Here is a 12,106-nt window from a genome sequence, read left to right as displayed (position 1 = left end):
CTTCCAATCCCTGAAATCGCTTGCTAACGTCTGCGCACCCTCACAGCGCAACGTCCTGCGTGGACCGCCGCCCGCCCCCCTGTGACCCAGGTTCCCGGCGCCGGGCGAGCCCCCCTTTTGCATGGCCATACCCTCCGGCCCCCGCCGCCTCGCGGGGTGCCGTGGTCCCCTCGTACAGATCAGGAGCAACCGATGCGCATCCGTACCGCGGGTGTCGTCGCCACCCTCACCCTCGCGCTCGCGGCCGCCGGCTGCGGCACGGGCGGCAGCGACAAGCCCGGCACGTCGCAATCCGCGGGCCCCGCCGCGGCGGGCGGCAAACTGGTGATCTGGGCCGACGACAAACGCGCCGCCGCCCTCAAGCCGTTCGCCAACAAATTCGGCCAGGAGAACGGCGTCACCGTGCAGGTCCAGGCCATCTCCAAGGACCAGCAGACCGCCTTCGTCACCGCCTCCCAGCAGGGCAGCGGCCCCGACGTCACGGTCGGCGCGCACGACTGGATCGGCAACCTCGTACAGAACGGCGCCATCGACCCCGTGCAGCTCACCGCCGAGCAGAAGAGCGGCCTCGCCCAGAACGCCCTCAAGGCCGTGACCTTCAACGGCCAGGTGTACGGCGTGCCCTACGCCACCGAGAACCTGGCCCTGATCCGCAACACCGACCTGGCGCCGGACGCCCCGAAGACCATCGAGGACCTCGTCGCGACCGGCAAGAAGCTCAAGAGCCAGAAGAAGGTCGCCGAGATCCTCTGCCTGCAGGTCGGCCAGAACGGCGACGCGTACCACCTGTACCCGCTGTACACCTCCGCCGGAGGCTACCTGTTCGGCACCACCGCCTCGGGCGACTACGACCCGAAGGACCTCGGCGTCGGCAAGCCGGAGTCGATCGCGGCCTTCACGAAGATCTCGAAGCTGGGTGAGAAGGGCGACGGCGCGCTCAAGCGCTCCATCACCACCGAGAACTCGATCGCCACCTTCACCGCCCGCAAGTGCGCGTACCTGGTCTCCGGGCCGTGGGCGATCACCGACGCCAAGAAGGCCAACGTCCACTACGACGTCTCGGCCGTGCCCGGATTCGCCGGTGCCAAGCCCGCCCAGCCGTTCCTCGGCGTACAGACCTTCTACGTCGCGGCCAAGGGCAAGAACAAGGCGCTCGCGCAGGAGTTCGTCACCAACTACGTGACCACCGGAGAACTGGCCGTCGCCCTGTACCAGGCCGAACCGCGCCCGCCCGCGCTGACCGCCGCGCTCGACCAGGTGAAGGGCTCCGACCCGGATCTGGAGAAGTTCATCGACGCCGGCGCGAACGCGGTGCCGCTGCCCGCCATCCCCGAGATGGCGACCATCTGGGACCCGTTCGGCAAGGCCGAGTCCGCCGTCGTCGGCGGCGCCGACCCGAAGACCGCCGTCACCGCGGCGGCGAAGACCATCTCCGGGCAGATCAAGTAGATGTCGACACAGGTACGGGGGCCCGCTCGCGGGCGGGCTCCCCACCCGTCACCGCCGCCGGGGCCGCGCCACTCCGAGCGCTCCACCAGCGCCACCGGCCTGCTGGTCAAGGCCGTCATGCTCGGCCTCACCATCGGCATCGCGATCTTCGCGGCGTTCCCGCTGATCGAGAACGGCCACTGGCTCGGCCTGACCGTGCTCGCCGCCACCACCGCCGGGCTGTGTTACCTGTACGGCACGCGCCGGCACATCCCCGCCAAGTACCTGGTGCCCGGCACGCTGTTCCTCATCGTGTTCCAGCTGTTCCCCGTCCTGTACACGGTCAGCACCGCGTTCACGAACTTCAGCGACGGGCACCGCGGCGACAAGCAGGACGCGATCGTCGCCATCCAGACCGCGTCGGTCACCCAAGTCCCCGGCTCCACCCAGTACGCGCTCACGGTCGCGACCACGGGTGACCCGGCCACCGGCCCGTTGACGTTCCTGGTCACCGACCTGAAGACCAAGGTGGTGTCGGCGGGCGACGCCAAGGGACTCCGCCCCCTGCCCGGCTCGCGGGTGACCGTCAACACCGCCGGGCGGGTCACCGCGGCCAGCGGCTACACCCTCCTCAACGGCGCACAGGCCAGCGTCCGCAGCAAGGAGATCACCGCGTTCGCCGTGCCCACCGCCGGGGGCGCGATCCGCTCCCAGGGGCTGTCCCGTGCCTACGAGGGACGGGCCGGGCGCGCGTACGAGACCGCCTGCGACTGCATCCGGGACAACAAGAGCGGCAAGACCTGGGCCGCCGACGAGACGGTCGGTGCGTTCGTCGCCAGCGACGGTGAGCGGCTCGCCCAGGGCTGGAAGGTCGGCGTCGGGTTCGACAACTTCACCCGGCTGCTCACCGACTCGGACATCTCCGGGCCGTTCCTGCGCACCCTGGTGTGGAACCTGGCATTCGCGCTGCTCTCCACCGGCGGCACGTTCGTGCTCGGGCTGCTCTGCGCGCTGGCGCTGCACTCGCCCCGGGTAAGCGGCCGCTCGTGGTACCGGATCCTGCTGGTCCTGCCGTACGCCATGCCCTCGTTCGCGATGCTGCTGGTCTGGCGCGACATGTTCAACACCGACTTCGGCCTGATCAACAACCTGTTCGGGCTGGACGTGGACTGGTTCGGCGGGGTGGCCTCCGCCCGGATCGCGGTGATCCTCGTGCAACTGTGGCTCGGCTACCCGTACATGTTCCTGGTGGCGACCGGGGCGTTGCAGGCCATCCCGCGCGAGCTGACCGAGGCGTCCAGCATCGACGGTGCGACACCGTTCGCGGCGTTCCGGCGGGTCACGCTGCCGCTGCTGCTGGTCGCGCTGACCCCGCTGCTGATCTCGTCGTTCGCGTTCAACTTCAACAACTTCAACGCGGTGTACCTGACCACCGACGGGGCGCCGTTCCCGGTGGACAACCCCATGAACGGGGCGACGGACCTGCTCATCACGTACACGTACCGGCTGGCGTTCGGCGGGTCCGGTGCGCAGTACGGCTTCGCCGCGGCCGTGTCGGTGTTCATCTTCATCATCGTCGCGGTGCTGTCGACGATCAGCTTCCGCCGTACCCGAAAGCAAGAGGAGGTGTACTCATGAGCCGGTGGTTCACCCGGGTCGGGTGGCGGCACCTGGTCGGCGTGCTGGCGGTGGCGTTCTCGCTGTTCCCGATCCTGTTCGTGCTGTCCGCGGCGCTCAACCCGCTGGGCACCCTGTCGTCCACCGAACTGGTGCCGCAGGGCGCCTCGCTGGACAACTTCGGCAAGCTGTTCACCGACACCGAGTTCCCGCGCTGGTTCGCCAACTCGGTGCTCATCGCCGGAGTGGCGGCCGCCGTGTCGGTGTTCCTGTCGGCGCTGGCCGCGTACGCGTTCAGCCGGATGCGCTTCCACGGCCGCCGGGTCGGGCTGCTGGCCCTGCTGCTGATCCAGATGTTCCCGCAGTTCCTGGCGATCGTGGCGATCTTCCTGATGTTCTCCACGATCACGGACCTGTGGCCCGTGATCGGCTTCAACAGCCCGTGGGGCCTGATCCTGCTCTACCTCGGTGGGGCGCTCGGCGTGAACACCTGGCTGATGAAGGGCTTCTTCGACACCGTGCCACGGGAGCTGGACGAGTCGGCCACCATGGATGGTGCCTCGCACGCGCAGGCGTTCTTCCAGATCCTGCTGCCGCTGGTCGCGCCGATCCTCGCGGTGACCGGGCTGCTGGCGTTCATCGGCACCATCAACGAGTTCCTCATCGCGAACGTGTTCCTCACCGACACCCACGCCAAGACCCTCGCGGTCGGGATGTTCGGCCTGGTGGCGGGGGAGCGGAACAACAACTTCGGGATGTTCTGCGCGGGCACCCTGCTGACCGCCGTGCCGACCGTGGTGGTGTTCCAGTTCCTGCAGCGCTTCATCGTGGGCGGCCTGACCTCGGGCGCCGTGAAGGGCTGAGGCGTCCCCGGCCGGACCGTTCGTGTCCGGGCAGGGCCGAACGGCCCGGTGCGGGGTCCCGCTCGCCTCTGGCCCCGGGCTCCGGGGGACTCGACGCTGGGCGGCAGGGGGAGCGCCGGGGGTCGGCGCCCCGCACCGAGACGCCGAGGAGAAGGAGCAGCGTCATGACCCAGACGATGACCCGGGACGCGGGCGTGCTGGCGACCCTGCGCGAGGTCGTGGATCAAGCCTCGGCCGGACGCGTGTTCGGCGAGCCCATCACCACCGCCGACGGCACCATCGTGCTGCCCGTCGCCCGGGTCGGCGGCGGTGGCGGCGGTGGCGGGGGCACCGCGCCCGCCGAGGACGGCAAGGAGAACGGCGGGGCGGGCGGCGGTTTCAGTATCTCGGCCAAGCCGCTGGGGGTCTTCGTGATCCGTGACCGCGGCGTTTCGTGGCGCCCCGCCGTCGACGTCAACAAGATCATTCTCGGCGGGCAGCTGGTCGCCGTGACCGCGCTGCTCGTCGCCCGCGCGGTGGTCAAGGCCCGCGCCGCGCGGCGGCGCTGAACGCCGCGGGCCCGCGCTGATCCCCTCCGGGTGACCGGACGCTCGGCGCTCATTCGATGTCAGGGGGTGGGTCTAGCCTGCGGGTGCAACGACGTCCACGACTGAAGGAGAGCCCGATGTCCTCTCGGCTCAACCCCTATCTGACGTTCGCGGGCAACGCCCGCGAGGCGATGGAGTTCTACCACGACGTCTTCGGCGGAAATCTGGCGGTCAACACGTTCGGCGAGTTCGGCTCGCCCGATCCCGCGACCGCCGACAAGGTCATGCACGCCATGCTGGAAACAGACGACGGCTACACGCTCATGGCCTCCGACACGGCACCCGGGATGGATTTCAACCCCGGCAACACGGTCACCATCAGCCTCAGCGGTGATGACCAGGGCCTGCGGCGCCACTGGGAGCGGCTGTCGGAGGGCGGCACCGTGACGGTGCCGCTGGAGAAGCAGATGTGGGGCGACGAGTTCGGCCAGTGCACCGACCGGTTCGGCGTCGCCTGGATGGTCAACATCGGCCAGCCTGCGGGCTGACGCGTCGGGTCCGTCCCCGCGGTCGGTTCACCCGCCCGCGGGGCCAGCCTCGGCTGACCTCACGTCGTCGCGAGCACGTGCGGGGCGGCGCTCAATGTCCGCGCGGGCCCGTGCGGGGCGGCGCTCAATGTCCGCGCGGGCCCGTGCGGGGCGGCGCTCAATGTCCGCGCGGGCCCGTGTGCGGCGCCGCTCATGTCTGCGCGGGCCCGTCCGCGGCGGCTCGCGTGTCGGCGAGCACGTCGAGGACCTGCTGGCCGAACCGGGCCAGCTTGTTCTCGCCCACGCCGCTGACCGTACCGAGTTGTTCCAGCGAGGTGGGGTGCAGCGCGGCGATCGCGCGCAGCGTGGCGTCGTGGAAGATCACGTACGCGGGCATGCCCTGCTCCTTGGCTACCCCGGCCCGCCAGGCCCGCAGCCGCTCGAAGACCGGCTCGGCGCCCTCCGGCAACTGCGCCGCCGCTGTCTCGCGGGCGCGTGCCTGCCGGGGCGCACGGACCCGCTCCGCCTCGCGGCGCAGCCGCACCGGGTGCGTGCCGCGCAGCACGTCGGCGCTGCCGTCGGTGAGCGCCAGCGTGCCGTAGTCACCCTCGACCGCCAGCAGCCCTCGGGCCAGCAACTGCCGGACGACGCCCCGCCACTCCTGCTCGCGCAGCTCCGTGCCGATGCCGAAGACCGACAGCTCCTCGTGGCGGAACTGGGTGACCTTCGCGGTGGTGCGGCCCAGCAGGATGTCGATGGACTGCCCGGCGCCGAACTTCTGGCCCCGCTCGCGCTGCAGCCGCAGCACCGTGGAGAGCAGCTTCTGCGCCGCGACCGTGCCGTCCCAGGACTCGGGCGGCGCGAGGCAGGTGTCGCAGTTGCCGCAGGACTCGGGCGCCGACTCGCCGAAATACCCCAGCACCTGGCCACGGCGGCAGGAGACCGTCTCGCACAGCGCCAGCATGGCGTCCAGGTGCGCGGCGGCGTTGCGGCGGAACGCGAGGTCGCCGTCGGAGGTCTCGATGAGCCGGCGCTGCTGCACCACGTCCTGCAGCCCGTACGCCAGCCAGGCGGTGGAGGGCTGGCCGTCGCGCCCCGCGCGGCCGGTCTCCTGGTAGTAGCCCTCCACGGACTTGGGCAGATCCAGGTGGGCGACGAACCGGACGTCGGGCTTGTCGATGCCCATCCCGAACGCGATCGTGGCCACCATCACCAGGCCGTCCTCGCGCAGGAACCGGGCCTGGTGCGCGGCGCGGGTGCCCGCGTCGAGGCCCGCGTGGTACGGCAGCGCGGTGATCCCGTTCGCGGTGAGGAACTCGGCCGTCTTCTCGACCGAGGCGCGCGACAGGCAGTACACGATCCCCGCGTCGCCGGAGTGCTCGGTGCGCAGCAGCTCCAGCAGTTGGCGCCGGGGCTCGTTCTTGGCGACGATGCGGTACTGGATGTTGGGCCGGTCGAAGCTGGCCGTGAAGTGCCGCGCCTCGGTCAGCTGCAGCCGGCTGGCGATCTCGGCCCGGGTTGCGGTGGTCGCGGTCGCGGTCAGCGCGATGCGCGGCACGTCGGGCCAGCGTTCGTGCAGCATCGACAGGCCCAGATAGTCGGGGCGGAAGTCGTGACCCCACTGGGAGACGCAGTGCGCCTCGTCGATGGCGAACAGCGCGATCCGGCCCGACTCCAGCAGCCGCTGGGTGGCGGGCACCCCCAGACCCTCGGGGGCCACGTACAGCAGGTCCAGCTCGCCCGCCACGAACTGCCGCTCGACCAGGCGGCGCTGCGAGAGGTCCTGGGTCGAGTTCAGGAAGCCCGCCCGCACGCCGAGGGTGCGCAGCGCGTCGACCTGGTCCTGCATCAGTGCGATGAGCGGGGAGACCACCACGCCGACGCCGTCGCGGACCAGGGCGGGGATCTGGTAGCACAGCGACTTTCCGCCGCCGGTCGGCATGAGCACGAGCGCGTCGCCACCGGCGACGACATGGTCGATGATCTCGCGCTGCCGCCCCCGGAACGCCGGGTAGCCGAAGACCTTGCGGAGCACGTCCATGGCGGCGTCCGTGCCGACCGGTGCTGACGTCATCATGCGATCCTAGAGACCCGGACGAGTGTCCGGCCGACCCTGTGGACGACGCCCGCCCCGGACGGGCGACCCTGCGCACGACGACCGCTGCGGGGCGCCGCGCCGGTGCCACCCGTCGCGGCGCCCGGGATCAGTCCGCGCTCGGCAGCTTCAGCGTGTGCGCGGTGTGCGACACCTTCGTGGACAGGTACCGCACGTTGGCGGGGGAGACGTGCACTCCGGTGGGGATCCGCTCCGAGACGGCGACGCCGCGCTCCTCCAGTTGTTCCGCCTTGTCCGGGTTGTTGCTCAGCAGCCGTACCCGGTCGGCGCCCAGGGCCAGCAGCATCTGGGCGGCCGCGGAGTAGTCCCGCTCGTCCTCGCCCCGGCCCAGCGCCACGTTCGCCTCGTACGTGTCCATCCCCGCCTCCTGCAGGGCGTACGCGTCGAGCTTGGCGTACAGGCCGATGCCGCGGCCCTCCTGCCGCAGGTAGAGCAGCAGGCCGCCGGTGTCGGCGATGCGCTCCACCGCCTCGCGCAGCTGCGGCCCGCAGTCGCAGCGCTGGCTGCCGAACACGTCGCCGGTGAGGCACTCGCTGTGCGGACGCACCAGCGGCGCCGGGCCCCCGGCCGCCCCGCGACGCAGCGCGCGCTGCCACTCGCCGAGACCCAGGGCCAGGTGCTCGCGGCCGTCGACCAGGCCGTCGAAGGTCAGGACCCGGGCGGTGGTGGAGTATCCGTCCGCGAACCGCAGCGGAACGGTCACCTGCCGCCGTACCGTGGCCGGCGGGGGCTCCGCCACCACGACCGAGCGCTCCACCACCCTGCGCAGCGCTGCTTCTGACATCGGCCCTCCTCGTACGTGAACCCGCGAATCCGTCGTGCCGCACGGTGCCCCAGGATCAAGATCACCATGCTCCGACACGTGGTCTGTGTACCGGTACCCCGAGACCGGATTATCTTGGACGCATCTATTCGACCGGGGTGACGATCGTCGCTCTACTGGAGGCGTCATCGGTGGTTGAGCGTCCTTACGTTCTGTTGAGCTGCGGCATGTCCATCGACGGCTACGTCGACGACGCCACCGACGAGCGTCTGCTGCTGTCCAACGACGCGGACTTCGACCGCGTCGACGAGGTCCGGGCCGGCTGCGACGCCATCCTGGTGGGTGCCGGGACGATCCGCCAGGACAATCCGCGACTGCTCGTGCGCTCCGCGCGGCGTCGCCGCGAGCGCGTCGCGGACGGTCACGAACCGACTCCGGTGAAGGTCACCGTCACCAGCAGTTGCGGGCTGGACGCGGCCGCCCAGTTCTTCACCGCCGGCGACGTGGACAAGCTGGTCTACTGCGCCAGCCCCGCGGTGGAGGAGGCGCACAAGCTGCTCGGACACGTCGCCACCGTGATCGACGGCGGCGAACCGGTGGACCTGCGCCGGGTGACCGCCGACCTGCACGCCCGCGGGGTGCGCAAGCTGATGGTCGAGGGCGGCGGCACCATGCACACCCAGTTCCTGTCCGCGGGCCTGGCCGACGAGCTGCAGCTGGTGGTCGCGCCGTTCTTCGTCGGTGACTCGCGGGCGCCACGCTTCGTCTACGACGCGGCGTTCCCGTGGGGACCGCAGCGCCGCGCCACCCTGGCCGAGGTGCGGCAGATCGGCGACGTGGTGCTGCTGCGCTACGCGCTGTCCGACCGCTTCCCGGCGACCTGAGGCGTCACGCACCGGAGTGCGCCAGCAGCCGGACCGGCACCGCGACCGGTTCGGGCACGACCCGCACCGCCGCCGGTGCGGGCACGGGGACGGAGATGGGGACGGCCGCAGCGGCGTCCGGCAGGGCCGGCGCGGCCGACCGGGCGCGCCGCACCGCCCGGGACAGCAGCACCGCCGCGCCCGGCAGGCTGGCCACGAACGCGAACAGCCCGTACACCACGGCGATGGTGAGGCCCTGGGTGGCGCTGAGCCCGGCGGCGCCGAACGCCCACGCGGTCACGCCCTCGCGGGGACCCCAGCCACCGATGTTCACCGGCAGGGTCATCGCCAGCAGGGCCAGCAGCATCAGCGGGGCGAGCCGCAGCAGCGGCGCCGACGACCCGGCAGCGCGGGCCGCCACCACGAACGTCGCCAGGTGCCCGGCCAGCACCACGACCGAGGCCAGCAGCACGCCGGGCAGGTTGCGCCGCGCCAGCAGGCCGTCGCGGACCTCACCCAGGCCGGTGCGGGCCGCACGGGCCCACCGCGAGGTGCCGCGGCGCACCCGGGCGCAGGCCGCCAGCACCACGGCGGCGGTGCCCAGCACGGTTGCGGTGGTCACCGCGACCGCGGTGCTGTGCGCTTTGAGCTGCGTCAACACCGGAGACGGTACGGTCAGCAGCACCGTGACGCCGACGCCGACGAGCACGATCTGTCCCGCCGTACGCTCCAGCACCACGGCCCGGACGCCCCGGCCCACGTCGCCCGCGTCCCGGCCGTGCCGGACCGCCCGGTCGACGTCACCGAGCACCCCGCCCGGCAGCGCCGCGTTGAGGAACAGCGCCTTGTAGTAGTCCGCGACCGCGGCGCGCAGCGACAGCCGCAGCCCCAGCCCCCGGGCCACCAGGCACCACCGCCACGCGCTGAACACCGTGGTCGCCACGCCGATGAGGAACGCGACCAGCAGGGTGGGTCCGTCGATCACCCGCAGGCCGTCCAGGAACGCGCTCGTGCCGAGCCGCCACAGCAGCAGCGCGATGATGCCCGCACCACCGAGCACCCGCGCCCATGCCCAGACCGTTCTCGCCACGTTGCCCCCTTCGTCGTCCTCCAGGCACTAGTACGCCGAGTCCGCGCGCGAGGTTCAGTTGAAGATCGCGAGAAGGTCCGCATGGCCGACCGTGGCGCGCAAAGTTCCGGCCCGCACGGCGTCCAGCCGCGCCTCCAGGTACGCGTCGAACTCCAGCTCAGGCCGCTGTTCGGCGGCTGCGGACACCCAGCCCCGCAGCCACTGCTCGGTCAGCGTCGCCTGCTGCGGCCCCAGCCGCCACGGGCTCGGCCGTACGGTCACCTCGGCGCCGAGGGCCGCGAAGGCGTCCGCGGCGACCGCGGGCGCGTCCGGGCCCAGCAGGCGCCGCCCGCCGACCGTGCGTCGCTGGTGGGCGTTGAAGGCGTCGACGACCGCGGCGTCGCGCGGGTCGGCGGGTTCCAGCGTCACCTCGCCGAGCACCGACAGCGTGAACAGGGCGGTGCACCGGGCCTCGGCGCACACCCGCGCCAGCTCCGCCACCTCCGCCTCGGTGAGCAGGTCGAGCAGGGCGGAACAGGTGACCAGGTCGGTGCCGTCCAGGTCGGCCGCGGTGAGCCGGGTGACGTCGCCCACCCGGGTCTCGACGCTGGCCCCGGCGGGCGGATGGGCCGCCGCGTACGCCAGCAGGTCGGGGTCGCGGTCCTCCAGTACCCAGTGCTGCGGGCCGTCGAGTCGCGGGCCGAGCCAGCGGGCCAGCGACCCGGCGCCGCAGCCGAGGTCCCGCACGACCGGCTTGGCCCGGCCGGCGAGGGCCGCGCGCAGCGGCGTGAGCAGGTCCTCGGCGCGGGCGTCGGCGTCGGCCGGTTCCCGCAGCGTCAGCCATGCCGTACTGAACTCGCCGCTCATGCGCAAACCACCTTCGTCAGTTCCCGGACCGTCACATCCCAGCCGGGCAACGCCGCCCGGCGCGCGGCCGCCGCCGCCCGCAACCGCTCGCGCAGCTCGGCGTCGGTGAGCCAGTCCCGCAGTGCCGCGGCCAACGCGGCCGGATCCCCGGGCGGCACCAGCAGCCCGGGCGCCCCGTTGAGCGCCTCGGCGCAGCCGATCGCCTCGGCCACGCCGTCCAGGTGGGAGGCCAGCACCGGGACGCCGCGGGCCAGCGCCTCGGTCACCACCATCCCGTAGGTCTCGGCACGCGACGGCAGGATCAGCAGGTCCGTCGCGGCGTAGGCGGCGGCCAGCGCGGACCCGTTGCGGGTGCCGAGCAGCTGGAATCGCCCGGGCCCCAGGTCGGCGGCCCGGGCGCGGACCTGCGCCGCGAACTCGGGCTGCCGGTCCATGTCCCCGACGCAGCGGCACTCCCAGGCCAGGTCGGCGACCCGGGCCAGCGCCTCCACCAGCACGTCGTGACCCTTGCGCGGGGTCACGGCGGCAACGCACAGCAGCCGCGTCCCCGCCGAGGAAGCCGACGCCGCGGGCGCGGGTTCGACGCCCGGAGCGGCGACCTGGACGTGCGCCGGGTCCAGGCCGTGCACCGTGGCCACCCGGCGCGCGGCCGCCCTGCTGGTGGCCACGACCGCCGACGCGGCCTGCACCGTACGCCGCTCGCGTTCGGTCAGGATGGCCGCGTCCGCGGGCGCCAGCCCGGTCTCGTCGCCGAGCGGCAGGTGCACCAGCACGATCAGCCGCAGCCGCCGCGCGGCCGGCACCAGCACGTCCGGCACCCCGGCCAGCAGCCCGTCCAGCAGGACGTCGGCACCGTCGGGAAGCTCGTCCAGCGCGTCGGCGAGGGCCCGTTCCGCGGCCGGGCCGGGGCGCGGCCAGGCGCCCGGGAACGCCAGCTCACGGACGTCGAAGTCGGCGGCGAGCCCGTCGCAGACCCGGCGGTCGTAGTGGTTGCCGCCGCTCGGTGCGGCGGGGTCGTCGATGTCGCCGGGCAGCGCGACGTACAGGGCGGCCCGGCGTGGGCGGCTCACAGGGTCCGCTCGTAGCTCGCCCACGCGATGTGCGACTCGTGCAGCGTGACCGCGATGCCGGTCAGGTCGCGGGCGCCCGCGCCGAGCCCGCCCGCGCGAGCCTGGTCGGCCAGCCGGTCCGCGATCACCTTGGCGAGGAACTCGGTCGAGGTGTTGACGCCGGCGAAGTCGGGCTCGTCGTCGAGGTTGCGGTAGCTGAGCGCGCCGCAGATGGCGTGCAGCTGCTCGAGGGCGCGGCCGATGTCCACGACGATGTTGTCGGCGTCCAGCTCGGCGCGGCGGAAGGTGGCGTCCACCACGAACGTGGCGCCGTGCAGCCGCTGCGCGGGCCCGAACACCTCGCCGGTGAAGCTGTGGGCGACCATGATGTGGTCGCGGACGGTGACGCTGAACACA

At 72.5% G+C, this 12,106-nt stretch carries 12 protein-coding genes; 6 read left to right on the top strand and 6 right to left on the bottom strand.

The annotated features are described in order from the left end of the window. Nucleotides 1-192 precede the first annotated feature (192 nt). The 5 genes from EV385_RS00150 (at nucleotide 193) to EV385_RS00130 (ending at nucleotide 4,983) form a co-directional block, all read left to right on the top strand. The gene (locus tag EV385_RS00150; RefSeq protein WP_130507584.1) at nucleotides 193-1,449 is read left to right on the top strand and encodes a sugar ABC transporter substrate-binding protein; all 1,257 of its coding nucleotides are present in this window, start codon (nucleotides 193-195) and stop codon (nucleotides 1,447-1,449) included. After that, the gene (locus tag EV385_RS00145; protein WP_130507583.1) at nucleotides 1,450-3,066 is read left to right on the top strand and encodes an ABC transporter permease subunit; all 1,617 of its coding nucleotides are present in this window, start codon (nucleotides 1,450-1,452) and stop codon (nucleotides 3,064-3,066) included. Further along, nucleotides 3,063-3,908, top strand: a complete 846-nt coding sequence (locus tag EV385_RS00140) for a sugar ABC transporter permease (RefSeq protein WP_130507582.1) — start codon at nucleotides 3,063-3,065, stop codon at nucleotides 3,906-3,908. The genes EV385_RS00145 and EV385_RS00140 overlap by 4 nt, the downstream gene beginning before the upstream one ends. A 164-nt stretch (nucleotides 3,909-4,072) precedes the next feature. Then, nucleotides 4,073-4,456, top strand: a complete 384-nt coding sequence (locus EV385_RS00135) for a spore germination protein GerW family protein (RefSeq protein ID WP_242624609.1) — start codon at nucleotides 4,073-4,075, stop codon at nucleotides 4,454-4,456. A gap of 116 nt (nucleotides 4,457-4,572) precedes the next feature. Next, nucleotides 4,573-4,983 carry a VOC family protein gene (locus EV385_RS00130; protein WP_130507581.1) on the top strand — a complete coding sequence of 137 codons (411 nt, stop codon included), beginning with the start codon at nucleotides 4,573-4,575 and terminating at the stop codon, nucleotides 4,981-4,983. Between the two features lie 190 nt (nucleotides 4,984-5,173). Here EV385_RS00130 and recQ read toward each other — a convergent pair whose 3' ends face one another. Together recQ and EV385_RS00120 are read right to left on the bottom strand one after the other, a co-directional pair. Then, the gene (recQ, locus tag EV385_RS00125; RefSeq protein ID WP_130507580.1) at nucleotides 5,174-7,036 is read right to left on the bottom strand and encodes a DNA helicase RecQ; all 1,863 of its coding nucleotides are present in this window, start codon (nucleotides 7,034-7,036) and stop codon (nucleotides 5,174-5,176) included. 130 nt (nucleotides 7,037-7,166) lie between these two features. Next, complete coding sequence (locus EV385_RS00120; protein WP_130507579.1) at nucleotides 7,167-7,862, bottom strand: GTP cyclohydrolase II; 696 nt, start codon at nucleotides 7,860-7,862, stop codon at nucleotides 7,167-7,169. A 170-nt stretch (nucleotides 7,863-8,032) separates the two neighbouring features. Between EV385_RS00120 and EV385_RS00115 the strand changes: the two genes are divergently transcribed. Further along, nucleotides 8,033-8,725: a RibD family protein gene (locus EV385_RS00115; protein ID WP_130507578.1), complete on the top strand. Its 693-nt coding sequence runs from the start codon at nucleotides 8,033-8,035 to the stop codon at nucleotides 8,723-8,725. 4 nt (nucleotides 8,726-8,729) lie between these two features. Here EV385_RS00115 and EV385_RS00110 read toward each other — a convergent pair whose 3' ends face one another. From EV385_RS00110 to EV385_RS00095, 4 genes are read right to left on the bottom strand one after another with little or no spacing between them, the layout of a single operon-like run. Continuing rightward, a complete protein-coding gene (locus tag EV385_RS00110; protein ID WP_130507577.1) occupies nucleotides 8,730-9,794 on the bottom strand; it encodes a lysylphosphatidylglycerol synthase transmembrane domain-containing protein in 1,065 nt (354 codons plus the stop codon). A 54-nt stretch (nucleotides 9,795-9,848) separates the two neighbouring features. After that, nucleotides 9,849-10,640, bottom strand: a complete 792-nt coding sequence (locus EV385_RS00105; protein WP_130507576.1) for a class I SAM-dependent methyltransferase — start codon at nucleotides 10,638-10,640, stop codon at nucleotides 9,849-9,851. Beyond that, the gene (locus EV385_RS00100) at nucleotides 10,637-11,710 is read right to left on the bottom strand and encodes a glycosyltransferase family 4 protein (RefSeq protein WP_130507575.1); all 1,074 of its coding nucleotides are present in this window, start codon (nucleotides 11,708-11,710) and stop codon (nucleotides 10,637-10,639) included. Before EV385_RS00100 ends, EV385_RS00105 begins: the two co-directional genes overlap by 4 nt. Further along, nucleotides 11,707-12,105: a 6-pyruvoyl trahydropterin synthase family protein gene (locus EV385_RS00095; RefSeq protein ID WP_130512962.1), complete on the bottom strand. Its 399-nt coding sequence runs from the start codon at nucleotides 12,103-12,105 to the stop codon at nucleotides 11,707-11,709. The genes EV385_RS00100 and EV385_RS00095 overlap by 4 nt, the downstream gene beginning before the upstream one ends. Between the last annotated feature and the right edge of the window lies 1 nt (nucleotide 12,106).

Source organism: Krasilnikovia cinnamomea, from assembly GCF_004217545.1.
Taxonomy (GTDB): domain Bacteria; phylum Actinomycetota; class Actinomycetes; order Mycobacteriales; family Micromonosporaceae; genus Actinoplanes; species Actinoplanes cinnamomeus.
Note: the sequence above shows the minus strand (reverse complement) of the source record. Positions and strands in the feature narration are given on the sequence as shown.

Coding starts and splice junctions, on each gene's coding strand:
- EV385_RS00150 (WP_130507584.1), top strand. CDS start 193: ATGCGCATCCGTACCGCGGGTGTCGTCGCCACCCTCACCCTCGCGCTC.
- EV385_RS00145 (WP_130507583.1), top strand. CDS start 1,450: ATGTCGACACAGGTACGGGGGCCCGCTCGCGGGCGGGCTCCCCACCCG.
- EV385_RS00140 (WP_130507582.1), top strand. CDS start 3,063: ATGAGCCGGTGGTTCACCCGGGTCGGGTGGCGGCACCTGGTCGGCGTG.
- EV385_RS00135 (WP_242624609.1), top strand. CDS start 4,073: ATGACCCAGACGATGACCCGGGACGCGGGCGTGCTGGCGACCCTGCGC.
- EV385_RS00130 (WP_130507581.1), top strand. CDS start 4,573: ATGTCCTCTCGGCTCAACCCCTATCTGACGTTCGCGGGCAACGCCCGC.
- recQ (WP_130507580.1), bottom strand. CDS start 7,036: ATGACGTCAGCACCGGTCGGCACGGACGCCGCCATGGACGTGCTCCGC.
- EV385_RS00120 (WP_130507579.1), bottom strand. CDS start 7,862: ATGTCAGAAGCAGCGCTGCGCAGGGTGGTGGAGCGCTCGGTCGTGGTG.
- EV385_RS00105 (WP_130507576.1), bottom strand. CDS start 10,640: ATGAGCGGCGAGTTCAGTACGGCATGGCTGACGCTGCGGGAACCGGCC.